The sequence below is a fragment of the Bisbaumannia pacifica genome, assembly GCF_007989625.1.
In the GTDB taxonomy this organism is placed as follows: domain Bacteria; phylum Pseudomonadota; class Gammaproteobacteria; order Pseudomonadales; family Halomonadaceae; genus Bisbaumannia; species Bisbaumannia pacifica.
This window is the reverse complement of record NZ_BJUK01000013.1, coordinates 81231-95721: the sequence shown is the minus strand read 5'-3', so window position 1 is coordinate 95721 and position 14491 is coordinate 81231. Positions and strand designations below refer to the sequence as shown.

The window sequence follows — 14491 nt, the reverse complement described above, 5'->3', positions numbered from 1 at the left end:
CCCCGCCTGTGCCGGCGGGCCACCGACGACGATACCTAAACGCCGAGCCGTCCCAGCCCCAGCCAGATCAGGCGCAGCGCCAGCAGCGTCAGCACCCACTTGAAGAGGCCGTCGAAGCGGCGGTCGGAGAGCCGACGCAGCAACTGCAGGCCCAGCCAGGTGCCCGCCAGGCCGGCGACGATCATCGCCACCATCAGCGCCAGCCACTCATGGAAGACGAAACCGGCGACCCCGAAGATAAAGGCCTTGGTCAGGTGCTGGAAGCTCATGCAGGCGGCGAAGGTGGCCACCCGCGGCAGGCGCTCGCCGAAGTGCTGCTTGATCACCGCCCCCACTAGGGGGCCGGATGCCCCCACCAGGCTGGAGAGGAAGGTGGTCAGGGCCCCGGCCAGCAGGGTCCCGCCGCGCCCCAGCCAGCCCCTGGGCCAGCCCGGCCCCCAGCAGGAATAGAGCACGAAGGCGGCGATGCACAGCTCCAGCACCCCCGGCGGCAGGCGCACCAGCAGCCAGGCGGCCACCAGGGCCCCCAGCACCACCCCGGGCAGGAAGGCGGCCAGCAGGCCGCGGTCGATATGCCGCCAGGTCATCAGCGCCCGACCGCCGTTGGAGCCCAGCTGCACCATGCCGTGGACCGGGATCAGCGCCGTGGCCGGCATCACCTGGGCCATCACCATGATCAACAGGGTGCCACCGCCGATGCCCACCGCCGCCGAGACCCCCGAGGTCAAAGCCGCCAGCAGCACCAGGCCCAGGTTGATCGCCGCCGATAGCGGCGACAACAGCTCCAGCATCCCTTCCATGATCCTCTCCTCGATGGCCTCGGGCGGTCTCGCCCGATGATTCGCGTCCTATTCACCCCTCTCCGGCGACTCGGGTCAACTTCCCGGCGCAAGTTGCCAAACGGCCGGGGTCTGGGCGGACGACACTGGACGCGAATTCCACCACCCCGAGGGAGCGACCATGAATCGCAACGTCATCCTCACCTGCGCCATCACCGGTGCCGGCGACACCGCCGCCAAGAGCCCCCATGTGCCGGTGACCCCCAAGCAGATCGCCGACAGCTGCATCGAGGCCGCCCGCGCCGGCGCCAGCGTGGCGCATATCCACGTGCGCGACCCGGAGACCGGCGGCATCAGCCACTCCGTGGAGCACTTCCGCGAGGTGATGGAGCGGGTTCGCGAGGCGGACGCGGATATCGTCATGAACATCACCGCCGGCGGCGGCGGCGACTGGATCCCCGACGCTGAGGACCCCACCCGCGGCGGCCCGGGCACCGATATCCAGACCCCGGCGGAGCGCCACGCGCCGGTGGCCGAGCTGCTGCCGGAACTCTGCACCCTGGACTGCGGCAGCCTCAACTTCGGCGACATGGTCTACGTGAACACCGCCGACTGGCTGCGCGAGCACGCCCGCCTGGTGCAGGCCGCCGGGGTCAAGCCGGAGCTCGAGTGCTTCGACCTGGGCCATGTGTGGTTCGCCCGCCAGCTGCAGCAGGAGGGCCTGCTCGACGGCGATCCCCTCTATCAGCTCTGCCTGGGCATCCCCTGGGGCGCCGAGGCCGATACCGAGACCATGCTGGCCATGCGCAACAAGCTGCCGGAAAACGCCAACTGGGCCGCCTTCGGCATCGGTCGCCACCAGATGCCCATGGTCGCCCAGGCGATGCTGCTCGGCGGTCATGCTCGGGTCGGCCTGGAGGACAACCTCTACCTGGAGAAGGGCGTCCTGGCCACCAACGGCCAGCTGGTCGAGAAGGCCGGCACCCTCATCGAGAACCTCGGCGGTCGCGTCATGACCCCCGCCGAGACCCGCGCCCACCTCAAGCTGCGCGACCCGCGCACCGGGAAGGTCGTGGAGCAAGCCGTCGGAGGTGACGCATGAGCCGCCAACTGAGCGTGATCGGCACCGGCGTCATCGGTAACGGCTGGATCGCCCGGGCCCTGGCCCGGGGCTGGGACGTGGTGGCCTTCGACCCGGCGCCGGAGGCCCCGGCGCGCACCCGCGCCTTCGTCGACAACGCCTGGCCGTCCCTCGAGCGCCTGGGCCTGGCGGAGGGTGCAAGCCCCGCACGGCTCACCTTCGTCGACAGCCTCGAGGCCGCCGTGGCCGGCGCCGACCTGATCCAGGAGAACGTCCCGGAGCGCCTGGCGCTCAAGCGCGAGATCCTCTCTGCCTTGGACGCCGCCGCCGAGGCGGAGGTGATCATTGGCTCGTCGACGTCCGGCTTCAAGCCCAGCGACCTGCAGCAGGACTGTGCCAAGGCCTCGGGGCGGGTGATCGTCGCCCACCCCTTCAACCCGGTCTACCTGCTGCCGCTGGTGGAACTGGTCGGCGGTGAGGCCACCGAGCCCCGCCAGATCGAACAGGCCCAGTCGCTCTACCAGGACCTGGCCATGCGTCCGCTGGTGGTACGCCGCGAGATCGAGGGGCATATCGCCGACCGCCTGATGGAGGCGCTATGGCGCGAGGCGCTGCACCTGGTCAACGACGGCGTGGCCACCACCGAGGAGGTGGACGCCGCGGTGGTCTACGGCTGCGGGCTGCGCTGGTCGCTGATGGGCACCTTCCTGACCTTCCACCTGGCCGGCGGCGAGCCGGGCATGCGGCATATGCTCGAGCAGTTCGGCCCGGCGCTGAAGCTGCCCTGGACCAAGCTCGAGGCCCCCGAGCTCACCGACGAGCTGATCGACAAGGTGGTCGAGGGCTGCGAATACCAGGCCGCCGGCCGTCCGGTCAGCGAACTCGACCGTCGCCGCGACGACTTCCTGGTTGAACTGCTCGACCTGGTGCAGAAATACTGGCCCGAAGCGGAAGGCCTGGAGGGGCGTATCTGATGGTGATCCTGGAGACCCGGGTGGCCCCGGCGTGGGTCGACTACAACGGCCATATGAACGACGCCGAATACGCCAGGGTCTTCTCCCTGGCGGTGGAGGCGCTGATGGACCGGACCGGCCTGGATGCCGAAGGGCGCAGCCGTCACGGCTATACGATCTACACCCTGGAGACCCACCTCTGCTACCGCCGCGAGGCCCACCAGGATCAGCCGCTGGCGGTAGCGGTGACCCTGCTGGATCGCGACGCCAAGCGGCTGCACGCCTTCTTCGAGCTGTTCGACGAGGAGCGCAACCTGCTGGCCACCAGCGAGCAGATGCTGATGGGCATGAACCAGCAGAGCGGCCGCCCCGACGCCTTCCCGGCGCCGGTCGCCGAGGCGCTGGCCGAGCTGCCCCACGCCGAGGCCGGCGCCTGGCCGGAACTCGCCGGACGCACCATCGGCATCCGGCGCTAGCCCCTCGCGCTCCTGCTGCATCCGCAGCGGGGGCGCGTTACCCTGCCTAGCATGCGACTCCACTATGCCGGCCCCGAGCCGGAACCCATCGGTATCCTGCTGCTGCCGCGCTTCGCCATGGTGGCGCTCTTCTCCGCCATCGAGCCGCTGCGGATCGCCAACCGCATGGCGGGCCGCGAGCTGTTCCGCTGGCAGCTGATCGGCCTGGACGGTGCCCCGGTGACGGCCAGCAACGGCATGTCCCTGGGGGTCGAGATGGCCCTGGCGCAGGCCCCGGACTTCCCCAGCCTGGCGGTCTGCGCCAGCTTCGCCCCCGAGGCGGCCCTGACTCCGACCCTGTTGGGCTGGCTGCGCGAGCGGGCGGCCCGGGGCTGCGTGCTGGGCGGCATGGACACCGGCTGCGTGGCGCTGGCCGCGGCGGGGCTGCTCGACGACCAGACCGTGACCCTGCACTGGGAGAGCCTGCCCGACTTCCGCCGCCGCTTCCCGCGGGTCGATGCCGTGGAGTCCCTCTACGAGGTGGACGCCCGGGGCTTCTCCTGTGCCGGCGGCAGCGCCGCCATCGACATGGCCCTGGACCTGGTGCGGCGCCGCCACGGCGAGGCCCTGGCGGCCCGGGTCAACGCCCAGCTGGTGCATGACCGGGGGCGCCTGGCCGCCAGCCGCCAGCGCCCCGCGGCGCCGCCCCACCTGCCCCTGGAGCTGCGTCGCGCCATCGGCCTGATGGAGGCCAACCTGGAGTCGCCCCTGGCCATCGCCGACCTGGCCCGGCGCCTGGCACTCTCCTGGCGCGGCCTGGAGCGGCTCTTCCTGCGCTACCTGGAGCGCTCGCCCCGGGATCACTACCTGGAGCTGCGCCTGGATCACGCCCATGGCCTGCTGCTGGAGACCCCCCACCGGGTGCTGGAGATCGCCCAGGCCAGCGGCTTCGCCTCCGCCTCTAGCTTTACCCGCGCCTTTCGCCAGCGCCATGGCCTCACCCCCAGCCAGTTGCGACGCCAGCAGGATCGGGCCTGGCTGTCGAATGGGGCTTAAGCCGGGCTATCGAGTGGTGCTCAGATAGCGCTGTCGAATCGTGCATAGTCGGCGTCGAATGGTGCCGCTTTTCCTCCACCGGCCATCGGCAAGCTAGGACCTTCCATTCCCCCGGAGAGGTCCTTATGAATTCGCTCTCGTCCCCGACGCTGCCGCTCACCCCGGACTACGACGCCTGGCCCATCGAGGCCGAGATCCGCGCCGTCACCCACGACGCCCGGGTGGTCACCCTGGATTGGAGCGACGGTCGCGTGAGCCGCTATCACGGCATTTGGTTGCGCGAGAACGCCGCCGACGAGAGCACCGTCAATCCCGCTACCCGGGAGCGCATCCTCGACCTCTCCACCCTGCCCGCCTGGCCGGAGATCGCCGCCGCCGAGGTGGACGCCGCCGGCGCCCTCTGCGTTAGCTTCGCCCCCGAGGCCCGCGTGCTGCGCTTCCATCCCGGCTGGCTGCGCGCCCACGACTACGACAACGGCGCCACCCAGGAGGGCCCCCTGGTGCCGGTCACGACCTGGCTGGGCGGTCCCGACGCCAGCCCCGACAGCCTCGACGCCAGCGGCCTGCTCGACGCCGAGCCGGCCGGCGAGGCCGAGGAGGCGATCCTCGCCCCGGCCCTGGAGCGCGTGCTCGGCAAGGGGCTGGTGCGCCTGCGCGGCCTGCCCACCGCGCCGGGCTCCCTGGCCGAGATCGCCGCGCGCATCGGCCCGCTGCGGGCCACCAACTTCGGCACCCTCTTCGACGTGCGCGCCAAGCCCGACCCCGACTCCAACGCCTACACCTCCATCGCCCTGCCGCCCCATGTGGACCTGCCCACCCGGGAGTACCAGCCGGGGCTGCAGCTGCTGCACTGCCTGGAGAACGACGTGGCGGGGGGCCAGGCGGTGATGCTCGACGGCTTCGCCGTGGCCGAGGCGCTACGCGATCGTCACCCCGAGGCCTTCGCCACCCTGACCCGCCAGCGCTGGTGCTTCGCCAATACCGCCCGCACCACCGATCATGTCTGGCATGCCCCCATGATCGGCCTGGACGAGCGCGGCGAACTGCAGGAGGTGCGTATCGCCGACTTCCTGCGCGGCCCGCTGCAGGCGCCCTTCGAGGCGGTGGAGCCCGCCTATGCGGCGCTGATGGCGCTACAGGCCCTGCTCCATGAGCCGCAGTTCGCCCTGCGCTTCGACTATGCCCCGGGGGACCTGGTGATCTTCGACAACCGCCGGTTGCTGCATGCCCGGGACGCCTTCGCCGGGGGCGGCGGCCGGCGCTGGTTGCAGGGCTGCTACCTGGAGCGGGACGAAGTGCGCTCCCGCTACCGGATGATCCAGCGCGCCCGGCGCCGGCGGCGGCTCGATTCGGAACACAACGACTAACGCGGGGGATCCAGGGTGCCCCGTTCGGCGGTGGTGCTCGGGGCCTCGTTGAAGCGTTGCCGATAGGCCCGCGAGAAGTGCGCCGGCTGGGTAAAGCCGGCGGCCAGGGCCGCCTCGGTGACCCGGCAGCGACTATCGGCGAGGATGCGCCGCGCCTGGTCGAGGCGCAGACCCAGATAGCACTGCTTGGGGCTCTCGCCGAAGTGGGCCATGAACAGCCGCGTCAGCTGGCGCTGGGACTGGCCCACCAGGCGACACACCTCGGGAATCGGCAGCGCCTGGGCCAGGTTGGCCTCCATCACCGCCAGGGCCCGCACCACGCTGCGTGGCAGCTCTTCGTAGAGATGGCGCTGGGCCAGGGAGGCCTCGCCCCGGGCCCGCTGGTGGACCAGCTGGCGCCCCACCGCATTGGCCAGGGCCGGCCCATAGGCCCGCTCGATCCAGTCCAGCATCATGTCGATGCTGGCCGAGCCCCCGGAGCCGGTCAGGCGCTCGCTATCGAACTCGTAGCGGGCCTGGCTGATGGCCAGGTGGGGAAACTCCTGGCGAAAGGCCGGCACGCTCTCCCAGTGCAGGGCCACCCGGTGTCCCTCCAGCACCCCCGCCCGGGCGAGGATAAAGGGCGCCGTGTCCAGCCCCCCCAGCCAACCGCCATGGGCGGCGATGCGCCGCAGCACGGCGCGCTCGGCCGCCCCCACCGTCAGCTCCGCCTCGTAGGAGGAGACCACGATCAGGCCGGCATCGTCGGCCAGGGTCTCGAGGGAGCCGTCCACGTCGATACGCACCCCGTTGCTGGCCACCACCGCCTGGCCGGTGGCGGAGCGTAACCGCCAGGCGAAGAGGTCGCGCCCGAAGCGATTGGCCACCCGCAGCGGCTCCAGCAGGCAGAACAGGGTCAGCATCGAGAACTTGGGCACCAGCCAGACATCCAGGGTGTGCTCGGCCTCCTCGGGGGTCAGCAGGGGCGGCGAGTCGGGACGCGGATAGGGCCATTCGTCGGGATAGGGTTCCATCATGGCCAATAAGTTCAAGTATATGGCCAATTTAATCAAGTCCAGGAGCGAAACCGCGGATAAGGTAATAAGCACTCACGCCAATGCCAGTGACCGAATCTTGTGGAGACGCCGTCATGACCCACGTCAGGCTCCGGGCCCAGGGCCAACGCCTGGTACTCGACCATCGGGACCAATCGCGGGAGTTCACCGCCCTGTGGCTGCGCGAACGCAGCCCCGATCCCCAGACCCGGGACCCACGCACCGGCCAGCGCCTGATCGAGGCCGCCGAGCTACCCCTGGACCTGCGCCTCGAGGCCGCCGAGGTCAGCGGCGCCGGCCTGGCGCTGCGCTTCGGCGATGGCCACCGCTGCGAGGTGCCGCTGGCGGAGCTGCTCGAGGCGCCCATCGATCCGCCCCGGCGACTCTGGGATGCCGCCGACGCCCCTAGCCCCCGGGCCGACTACGCCGAGGCCCTGCATGATGATGGCGCCCTGCTGGCGCTGCTGGAGGCGCTGCACCGGGACGGCTTCGTGCTGGTCTCCGGGGTCCCCGCCGAGGAGGACGGCATGCGCCCGCTGATCGATCGCATCGGTCCACTGCGGCGCACCAACTGGGGCGGCATCGCCGACGTCAAGTCGGTGGCCGATGCCTACGACCTGACCATGACCCAGCGCGGCCTGGAGCCGCACACCGACAACCCCTACCGGGACCCCATCCCCGGCTATATCTGGCTGCACTGCCTGAGCAATGCCGCCGAGGGCGGCGACAACACCCTGGTGGACGGCTATATGGCGGCGCGCCGGCTGCGCGAGCGTGACCCCGTGGCCTTCGACTGCCTGACCCGGGTGCGCCCGGGCTTCCGCTACCGGGACGACACCACCCACCTGGAGAGCGAGGGGCCGCTGATCGAGCTGGATCGCCAGGGTGAGCCGGTCCGCGTGCGCTACTCCAACCGCACCGAACGGGTGCCGGCCCTGGCCCCCGAGACGCTGGACACCTACTACGCCGCCCGCCGCGCCTTCTATGAGCTGATCACCGGCGACGAGTTGACCCTGCACCTCAAGCTGGCGCCGGGGCAGATGCTGATCATGGACAACTACCGGCTGTTCCATGGCCGGCGCGCCTATCAGCTGGCCGGCGGCGTGCGCCACCTGCGCCAGGGCTACATGGATCGCGACAGCACCGCCAGCCGCCGCCGGGTATTGCGCCGCCAGGCCGAGCCCCATGCCCAAGGAGAGCCCGCATGACCCAGGCCCACTTCCGCCACTTCGGCGAGGCCCAGCGCGACGACTGGGCGCTGATCGATGCCCGTTTCCGCGACTATGTGGCCGATGCGCCGCGCCGGGTGCTGGCCCACCTGAACAACCTGGCCGGGGACACCCACGGCTACCCGGTGGACCGCTACGAGCACTGCCTGCAGACTGCCACCCGGGCGCTGCGCGACGGCGCCGACGAGGAGATGGTGGTCTGCGCCCTGCTCCACGATATCGGCGATGACCTGGCCCCGGCCAACCACGCCGAGATCGCCGCAGCCATCCTCGAGCCCTTTATCGACCCCCTCAATGCCTGGATGATTCGTCACCACGAGCTCTTCCAGGGCTACCACTATCGCCACTACTTCGGCCTCGATCGCCACGCCCGGGAGGCGTACCGGGATCACCCCGCCTATGCGCGCACCGTGCGCTTCTGCGACGACTGGGACCAGACCAGCTTCGATCCCGACTACGACACCCTGCCGCTGAGCCACTTCCTACCCATGGTGGAGCGGGTCCTGGGGCGTCCGCCCTTCGGTGGCCTGCCCGACCCGGTGCCCGAGACCCAGAGGGAGCAAGATTAAGATGTCCCAGACCTGTGCCAGCTATTTATTGCGGCTGCTCGAAGCTTATGGAATCGATACCGCCTTCGGGATTCCCGGGGTGCATACCATCGAGCTCTACCGTAGCCTGGGCGACAGCGCCATCCGCCACGTCACCCCACGCCACGAGCAGGGCGCCGGCTTTATGGCCGACGGCTATGCCCGGGCCAGCGGCAAGCCCGCCGCCTGCTTTATCATTACCGGCCCCGGCATGACCAATATCGCCACCGCCATGGGGCAGGCCCTGGCCGACTCCATCCCCATGCTGGTGATCTCCAGCGTCAACCGTCGCGATACCCTGGGCCGCGGCCAGGGCCGGCTCCACGAGCTGCCCGGCCAACGCGAGACCCTGGCCGGGGTCAGCGTCTTCAGCCACACCCTGCTCGACCCGGCGGCGCTGCCGGAGGTGCTGGGGCGGGCCTTCGCGATCTTCCAGGGCGCCCGCCCGGGACCGGTGCATATCGAGATCCCCCTGGACCTGCTGGCCGCGCCCCTGGAGGCCCCGGCGCCGCGCCCGCTGCGGGTCTATCCGCCGGCGGCCCCGGCGGCGGCCATCGCCCAGGCCGCCGACTGGCTGGCCGGCGCCGAGCGCCCCCTGCTGCTGCTGGGCGGCGGCTGTGCCGATGCCCCCCAGGCGGCCCGCGCCCTGGTGGAGCGCCTGCAGGCGCCGGTGCTGACCACCATCAACGCCAAGGGCGTATTGGGCCAGGATCATCCCCTGGACCTGGGCGCCACCGCCAGCCTGCCCGCCGCGCGCCGCCTGGCCGCCGAGGCGGATGTGGTGCTGGCGCTGGGCACCGAGCTGGGCGAGACCGACTATGACCTGGTGTTCGATGACGGCTTCCGCCTCGACGGGCGGCTGATCCGGGTGGATATCGATCCCCAGCAGTTGGCCCGCAACCAGGCCGCCGACCTGGCCCTGTTGGCCGACGTGGGCCAGGTGATGCACGACCTGGCCGAGGCCCTGCCGGCGCGCGCCGGGGATGGCCGCGCCGCGGCGGTGCGCGACGCCCTGGCCCTCGAGGCGGACCCGGAGCTGGCCCCCTACGCGCCCCTCTACGCCACCCTGCGGGCGGCCGTGCCCGAGGCGATCCTGGTGGGCGACTCCACCGGGCCGGTCTATGCCGGCAACTTCCTCGCCTCGCTGCCGGCGCCGCGGCGCTGGTTCAATGCCGCCACCGGCTACGGCACCCTGGGCTACGGCCTGCCGGCGGCCCTGGGCGCCGCCCTGGCCTGCCCGGAGCGGCCGGTGGTCGCCCTGGTCGGCGACGGCGGCCTGCAGTTCGTGCTCGGCGAACTGGCCACCGCCCGCGACCTGGGCCAGGCGGTGGCGGTAGTGATCTGGAACAACCAGGGCTACGACGAGATTCGCCGCTACATGGCCATGCACGAGGTGCCCCGGCTCGGCGTCGACCTGGCGCCGCCGGACTTCGCCGGCCTGGCCGCGGCCTATGCCTGCCGCTACCGGGCGGTGGGCGATCCGGCCGCCCTGGGCGAGGCCCTGGGCCGGCTCGACGAGGCGGCCTCGCCGCTGCTGATCGAGGTCGATGCCAGCGCCTGGGCCCAGGCGCTGTGAGCACCACGCCAACACCACCAAGGAACCCCGATATGCGCTATTCCCGACTGACCGATCGCATCGCCGGCGAAGGGGCCGCGGCCTGGGATATCCACTACCGCGCCCTGGCCCGCCAGGCCGCCGGCGAGGAGATCACCGTGCTCTCGGTGGGCGATCCCGACTTCGCCACCCCGGCGCCCATCGTCGAGAGCGCTGTGGCCAGCCTGCGCGGCGGCGCCACCCACTACTCGGACGTGCAGGGCAAGCTGGCGCTGCGCCAGGTCATCGCCGACGACTACCGCCGCCGGGGCATCGCCGCGGGCCCGGACAACGTCATCGTCATGGCCGGCGCCCAGTGCGGCCTCTATGCCGCCGCCCAGTGCCTGCTCGACCCCGGCGACGAGGTGCTGGTCCCCGAGCCCAGCTATGTCACCTACGAGGCGGTGCTGCGCGCCACCGGCGCCGAGCTGGTGCAGGTGCCGCTGGACGGCGAGGCGGACTTCCGCCTCGACCCGGCGGCCCTGGAGGCGGCCATCACCCCGCGCACCCGGGCCATCCTGCTCAACAGCCCTCATAACCCCACCGGCCAGTTGATCGACGCCGAGACCTGGGCGGCGATCGCCGCCCTGTGCCGGCGCCACGACCTCTGGCTGATCTCCGACGAGGTCTATGCCGAGTTGATCTTCGAGGGCGAGCACCTCTGCCCCGCCGGCCTGCCGGAGATGGCCGAGCGCTGCGTGGTGATCAGCAGCCTCTCCAAGTCCCACGCCATGACCGGCTGGCGCCTGGGCTGGGTACTGGGGCCCGAGGCGCTGATCCAACACCTGACCCACCTGGCGCTGTGCATGCTCTACGGCTGCCCCGACTTCATCCAGGACGCCGCCTGCGACGCCCTGACCACGCCGCCCGTCGAGCTGCAGGCGATGCGCGAGACCTATCGGGGGCGCCGCGACGCCGCCTGCGCGGCCCTGGCCGAGAGCCCGGCGGTCACGGCGATCCGCCCGCCAGCGGGCATGTTCCTGATGGTGGATATCCGCGCCACCGGCCTCTCCTCCCAGGCCTTCGCCGACCGCCTGCTCGACGAGGAGGGCATCTCGGTGCTCTCCGGCGAGGCCTTCGGTCCCTCGGCGGCGGGCTACGTGCGCCTCAGCCTGACCGTAGAGGCCGAGCGCCTCGCCGCCGCCTGCCGCCGCCTGGCGGCCTGCGCGGAGCGCGCCCGCGATGCCGGCGCCCCGCCTGCCCTGTCACCCACCGCGGCCCCGGAGGCCGATTGCCTATGACATCATCACTCGAGCTTCCCCTCCGTCCCCGGGCCACCACCGCCGATGCGGTGGTGGCCGACCACCTGATCAAGCGCTATGGCGACCTGGAGGTGCTCAAGGGCGTCTCCCTGAGCGTCCCCGAAGGCACCGTCACCTCGATCATCGGCGCCAGCGGTTCCGGCAAGAGCACCCTGTTGCGCTGCATGAACCTGCTGGAACGCCCCGACCGCGGCGAACTGGCGATTGCGGACGAGGCGATTCGCTTCGCCCGCAATCCCCAGGGCGACATCACCGGCCTGGATCGGCGCCAGCTGCAGCGGCTGCGCGCCAAGGTGACCATGGTCTTCCAGCAGTTCAACCTCTGGCCCCACCTCAGCGTGCTGGGCAACGTCATCGAGGCCCCCATGCGGGTCAAGGGGCTCTCCCGCCGGCGCGCCACCGCCCTCGGCGAGCACTACCTGGAGCGGGTCGGCATGGCCGACAAGCGCGACGCCTACCCGGCCTTCCTCTCCGGCGGCCAGCAGCAGCGGGTGGCCATCGCCCGCGCCCTGGCCATGGAGCCGCGCCTGCTGCTCTTCGACGAGCCCACCTCGGCCCTCGATCCGGAGCGGGTCAACGAGGTGCTGGGGGTGATCCGCGGCCTGGCCGACGAGGGCCGCACCATGCTGCTGGTCACCCACGAGATGCACTTCGCCCGCGAGGTCTCCGACCAGCTGGTCTACCTCGACCAGGGCCGCATCGCCGTCTCCGGGTGCCCGCAAGACGTCTTCGAGGATCCCCGCTGCCGCCACTTCGTGGCGCCCGCGGCCTGAACGCTCCGCTAACCATAACGACAGGAGAAGACCATGAAACTCCCCCTGATGATCGCCACCGCCGCCGCCACCCTGAGCCTCGGCCTCACCGCCCAGGCCGACGCCCCCCTCAAGGTGGGCATCTCCGGCGAACCCTACCCGCCCTTCACCTACCGCGCCGCCAGCGGTGACTGGACCGGCTTCGAGGTGGAGCTGGCAAAGCGCCTGTGTGACGCCATGGGTCGCGACTGCGAGATCGCCCCCACCGGCTGGAGCGGCATCATTCCCTCCCTCAATGCCGGGCGCATCGACATGATCATGAACTCCATGTCGATCACCGAGCAGCGCCAGCGAGTCATCGACTTCACTCGCCCCTACTACTTCACCCCCGGCGCCTATGTGGCCGCCGAGGAGCGGGAGATCGCCATCCCCGACGGCCTGGACGGCCTGATCATGGGGGTGCAGAGCGCCACCACCAACGCCACCTATGCGCGTCGCGAGCTGCGCGACAGCGGCGTGGACATCCGCCTCTATGACCAGGCGGAACAGGTCAACAACGACCTGCTGGCCGGGCGCCTGGACCTGGTCCTCGCCGACGAGATCGCCATGCTGCAGTTCCTCGAGCGCGACGAGGCGGCGAGCTTCGAGGTCAAGGCCACCGCCCCCCGCCACGAGGCCTATGGCGAGGGCGTCGGCATCGGCCTGCGCCAGGAGGACGACGCGCTGCGCGAGGCCCTGAACGCGGCCATCGCCACGGTCGTCGAGGACGGCACCTGCGGCGAGCTTTCCGAGCAGTTCCTGGGCACCGACGTCTGCGTCTACGAGTGAGCCGTCGACGGCTGCCATGCCCCCGGCGCCAGCGGCGCCGGGGGATTTCGTCGCATGACCGAGGAAAGACTCAACCATGACTTCGATGACACCGGAGGGACTCGGCGACTGGGCCGGCCCCATCCTGGCCGGCGCCCTGACCACGGTGCAGATCGCCGTGCTGGCCTACGCCATCGGCCTGCTGCTGGGGTTGCTGGGGGCCGGCGCCCGACTCAGCCCCTGGGCGCCCCTGCGCGGCCTGGCCACCGCCTACTCCACCCTGATCCGCGCGGTCCCCGAGCTGCTGCTGATCATCCTGCTCTACTATGCCGGCGCCCAGGCCCTGGATGCCCTGCTGGCCAGGCTCGACATGGCCGGCGCCGTGCAGATCACCGGCTTCGCCACCGCCGTGGGCGTGCTGGCCTTCGTCCAGGGCGCCTATATGACCGAGGTGTTCCGCGCCGCCATCCTGGCCATCCCCCACGGCCAGCTGGAGGCCGCCGATGCCTACGGCTTCTCGCGCTGGACCCGCTTCCACCGCATCGTGCTGCCTGGAATGCTGCCCAATGCCCTGCCGGGGATGTCCAATCTGTGGCTGATCCTGATCAAGGACACCGCCCTGATCAGCGTGATCGGCTTCAACGAGCTGTTCTTCACCATCCAGCAGGCCGCCGCCAGCAGCCGCGCCTATTTCCTCTTCTATGCCGCCGCCGGCGTCATCTACCTGCTGATGACCCTGACCTCCACGGCGCTCTTCGCCCGCCTCGAGCGTCATGTGCGCCGCGGCCAACCCACGGAGGCCTGAGATGGACTTTTCCTGGCTGAGCGACCCCTTCTACCAGGCCTACCTGTGGGAGGGCTTCGTCAATACCCTGTGGCTGCTGCTGGTCTCGGCGCTGGGCGGCCTGCTCCTCGCCGTGGCGGTGGCCCTGGCCCGGCTGCGCGGCCCGCGTCCCCTGGCCTGGCTGGTCTGGGCCTTTACCACCGTGATTCGCGGCACCCCGCTGCTGGTGCAGCTGTTCTTCTTCTACTACGGGGTGGGCCGGCTGCTGGAGGGGGTCCCGGGCATCCGCGACAGCCTCTTATGGCCGCTGCTGCGCGATCCCTTCTTCTTCGGCGCCCTGACCTTCATCCTCAGCGTCGGCGCCTACTCCGGCGAGGTGATCCGCGGCGCCATGCAGAGCGTGCCCCGGGGCGAGCTGGAGGCCGGCCGCGCCTTCGGCCTCTCCGGCTTCCAGGTGCTCTATCGGCTGTGGCTGCCCCGGGCCATCCAGCTCTGCCTGCCGACCCTGACCGGCGAGATGATCCTGCTGCTCAAGTCGGTGCCGCTGGTCTCCACCATCGCCCTGATGGACCTGCTGCAGGCGGCCAATATCATTCGCGACGAGACCTTCCTGGTCTACGAGCCGCTGCTGCTGATCGCCGGCATCTACCTGGCCACCACCATCGTGCTGACCCTGGGGCTGCGCCTGGTGGAGCTGAACTTCCCCGGCATGCGCCCGACCCGGCGCCGCTGGCTACCCATTCGCTGAGCG

15 protein-coding genes are annotated in these 14491 nt (G+C 71.0%); 13 read left to right on the top strand and 2 right to left on the bottom strand.

Going from position 1 to position 14491, the window contains the following annotated elements; all coding sequences use genetic code 11:
- Positions 1-35: 35 nt before the first annotated feature.
- Positions 36-800 carry a sulfite exporter TauE/SafE family protein gene (locus tag HPA02_RS07765; protein WP_146802545.1) on the bottom strand — a complete coding sequence of 255 codons (765 nt, stop codon included), beginning with the start codon at positions 798-800 and terminating at the stop codon, positions 36-38.
- Positions 801-960: 160 nt separating this feature from the next.
- Here HPA02_RS07765 and HPA02_RS07760 point away from each other — a divergent pair, with 160 nt between their 5' ends.
- From HPA02_RS07760 to HPA02_RS07740, 5 genes are all read left to right on the top strand, one after another.
- On the top strand, positions 961-1881 hold the full coding sequence (locus HPA02_RS07760; RefSeq protein ID WP_146802543.1) for a beta-keto acid cleavage family enzyme: 921 nt from the start codon (positions 961-963) through the stop codon (positions 1879-1881).
- Positions 1878-2834 carry an L-carnitine dehydrogenase gene (locus HPA02_RS07755; RefSeq protein WP_146802541.1) on the top strand — a complete coding sequence of 319 codons (957 nt, stop codon included), beginning with the start codon at positions 1878-1880 and terminating at the stop codon, positions 2832-2834. Before HPA02_RS07760 ends, HPA02_RS07755 begins: the two co-directional genes overlap by 4 nt.
- Entirely contained in the window at positions 2834-3289 is a 456-nt protein-coding gene (locus HPA02_RS07750; RefSeq protein WP_146802539.1) for a thioesterase family protein, read from the top strand. The genes HPA02_RS07755 and HPA02_RS07750 overlap by 1 nt, the downstream gene beginning before the upstream one ends.
- A 51-nt stretch (positions 3290-3340) precedes the next feature.
- The gene (locus HPA02_RS07745; RefSeq protein WP_146802537.1) at positions 3341-4324 is read left to right on the top strand and encodes a GlxA family transcriptional regulator; all 984 of its coding nucleotides are present in this window, start codon (positions 3341-3343) and stop codon (positions 4322-4324) included.
- Positions 4325-4449: 125 nt separating this feature from the next.
- Positions 4450-5691 (top strand): TauD/TfdA family dioxygenase, encoded by a 1242-nt coding sequence (locus tag HPA02_RS07740; RefSeq protein WP_146802535.1) that lies wholly within the window; start codon positions 4450-4452, stop codon positions 5689-5691.
- Here HPA02_RS07740 and HPA02_RS07735 read toward each other — a convergent pair.
- Positions 5688-6707: a GlxA family transcriptional regulator gene (locus tag HPA02_RS07735; RefSeq protein WP_146802533.1), complete on the bottom strand. Its 1020-nt coding sequence runs from the start codon at positions 6705-6707 to the stop codon at positions 5688-5690. The genes HPA02_RS07740 and HPA02_RS07735 overlap by 4 nt on opposite strands.
- A 113-nt stretch (positions 6708-6820) precedes the next feature.
- On the opposite strand from HPA02_RS07735, the gene tmpA reads away from it, so the two are divergent.
- From tmpA to HPA02_RS07695, 8 genes are all read left to right on the top strand, one after another.
- Positions 6821-7933, top strand: coding sequence for a 2-trimethylaminoethylphosphonate dioxygenase (tmpA, locus tag HPA02_RS07730; RefSeq protein WP_146802532.1), 1113 nt, complete (start codon positions 6821-6823; stop codon positions 7931-7933).
- Entirely contained in the window at positions 7930-8523 is a 594-nt protein-coding gene (locus HPA02_RS07725) for an HD domain-containing protein (protein WP_146802530.1), read from the top strand. The genes tmpA and HPA02_RS07725 overlap by 4 nt, the downstream gene beginning before the upstream one ends.
- Position 8524: 1 nt before the next feature.
- Positions 8525-10117: a 5-guanidino-2-oxopentanoate decarboxylase gene (locus HPA02_RS07720; RefSeq protein ID WP_146802528.1), complete on the top strand. Its 1593-nt coding sequence runs from the start codon at positions 8525-8527 to the stop codon at positions 10115-10117.
- A gap of 32 nt (positions 10118-10149) precedes the next feature.
- Positions 10150-11376: a pyridoxal phosphate-dependent aminotransferase gene (locus HPA02_RS07715; protein ID WP_146802526.1), complete on the top strand. Its 1227-nt coding sequence runs from the start codon at positions 10150-10152 to the stop codon at positions 11374-11376.
- Positions 11373-12170 carry an ATP-binding cassette domain-containing protein gene (locus HPA02_RS07710; RefSeq protein WP_146802524.1) on the top strand — a complete coding sequence of 266 codons (798 nt, stop codon included), beginning with the start codon at positions 11373-11375 and terminating at the stop codon, positions 12168-12170. Before HPA02_RS07715 ends, HPA02_RS07710 begins: the two co-directional genes overlap by 4 nt.
- Before the next feature lie 33 nt (positions 12171-12203).
- On the top strand, positions 12204-12977 hold the full coding sequence (locus HPA02_RS07705; protein WP_146802522.1) for a transporter substrate-binding domain-containing protein: 774 nt from the start codon (positions 12204-12206) through the stop codon (positions 12975-12977).
- A gap of 76 nt (positions 12978-13053) precedes the next feature.
- Positions 13054-13761, top strand: coding sequence for an ABC transporter permease (locus HPA02_RS07700; protein WP_146802520.1), 708 nt, complete (start codon positions 13054-13056; stop codon positions 13759-13761).
- Position 13762: 1 nt separating this feature from the next.
- The gene (locus tag HPA02_RS07695) at positions 13763-14488 is read left to right on the top strand and encodes an ABC transporter permease (RefSeq protein ID WP_146802518.1); all 726 of its coding nucleotides are present in this window, start codon (positions 13763-13765) and stop codon (positions 14486-14488) included.
- Positions 14489-14491: the final 3 nt, after the last annotated feature.

Excerpts from the sequence above, each read along its gene's own strand:
- HPA02_RS07765 (WP_146802545.1), bottom strand. The coding sequence starts at position 800 with ATGGAAGGGATGCTGGAGCTGTTGTCGCCGCTATCGGCGGCGATCAAC.
- HPA02_RS07760 (WP_146802543.1), top strand. The coding sequence starts at position 961 with ATGAATCGCAACGTCATCCTCACCTGCGCCATCACCGGTGCCGGCGAC.
- HPA02_RS07755 (WP_146802541.1), top strand. The coding sequence starts at position 1,878 with ATGAGCCGCCAACTGAGCGTGATCGGCACCGGCGTCATCGGTAACGGC.
- HPA02_RS07750 (WP_146802539.1), top strand. The coding sequence starts at position 2,834 with ATGGTGATCCTGGAGACCCGGGTGGCCCCGGCGTGGGTCGACTACAAC.
- HPA02_RS07745 (WP_146802537.1), top strand. The coding sequence starts at position 3,341 with ATGCGACTCCACTATGCCGGCCCCGAGCCGGAACCCATCGGTATCCTG.
- HPA02_RS07740 (WP_146802535.1), top strand. The coding sequence starts at position 4,450 with ATGAATTCGCTCTCGTCCCCGACGCTGCCGCTCACCCCGGACTACGAC.
- HPA02_RS07735 (WP_146802533.1), bottom strand. The coding sequence starts at position 6,707 with ATGATGGAACCCTATCCCGACGAATGGCCCTATCCGCGTCCCGACTCG.
- tmpA (WP_146802532.1), top strand. The coding sequence starts at position 6,821 with ATGACCCACGTCAGGCTCCGGGCCCAGGGCCAACGCCTGGTACTCGAC.
- HPA02_RS07725 (WP_146802530.1), top strand. The coding sequence starts at position 7,930 with ATGACCCAGGCCCACTTCCGCCACTTCGGCGAGGCCCAGCGCGACGAC.
- HPA02_RS07720 (WP_146802528.1), top strand. The coding sequence starts at position 8,525 with ATGTCCCAGACCTGTGCCAGCTATTTATTGCGGCTGCTCGAAGCTTAT.
- HPA02_RS07715 (WP_146802526.1), top strand. The coding sequence starts at position 10,150 with ATGCGCTATTCCCGACTGACCGATCGCATCGCCGGCGAAGGGGCCGCG.
- HPA02_RS07710 (WP_146802524.1), top strand. The coding sequence starts at position 11,373 with ATGACATCATCACTCGAGCTTCCCCTCCGTCCCCGGGCCACCACCGCC.
- HPA02_RS07705 (WP_146802522.1), top strand. The coding sequence starts at position 12,204 with ATGAAACTCCCCCTGATGATCGCCACCGCCGCCGCCACCCTGAGCCTC.
- HPA02_RS07700 (WP_146802520.1), top strand. The coding sequence starts at position 13,054 with ATGACTTCGATGACACCGGAGGGACTCGGCGACTGGGCCGGCCCCATC.
- HPA02_RS07695 (WP_146802518.1), top strand. The coding sequence starts at position 13,763 with ATGGACTTTTCCTGGCTGAGCGACCCCTTCTACCAGGCCTACCTGTGG.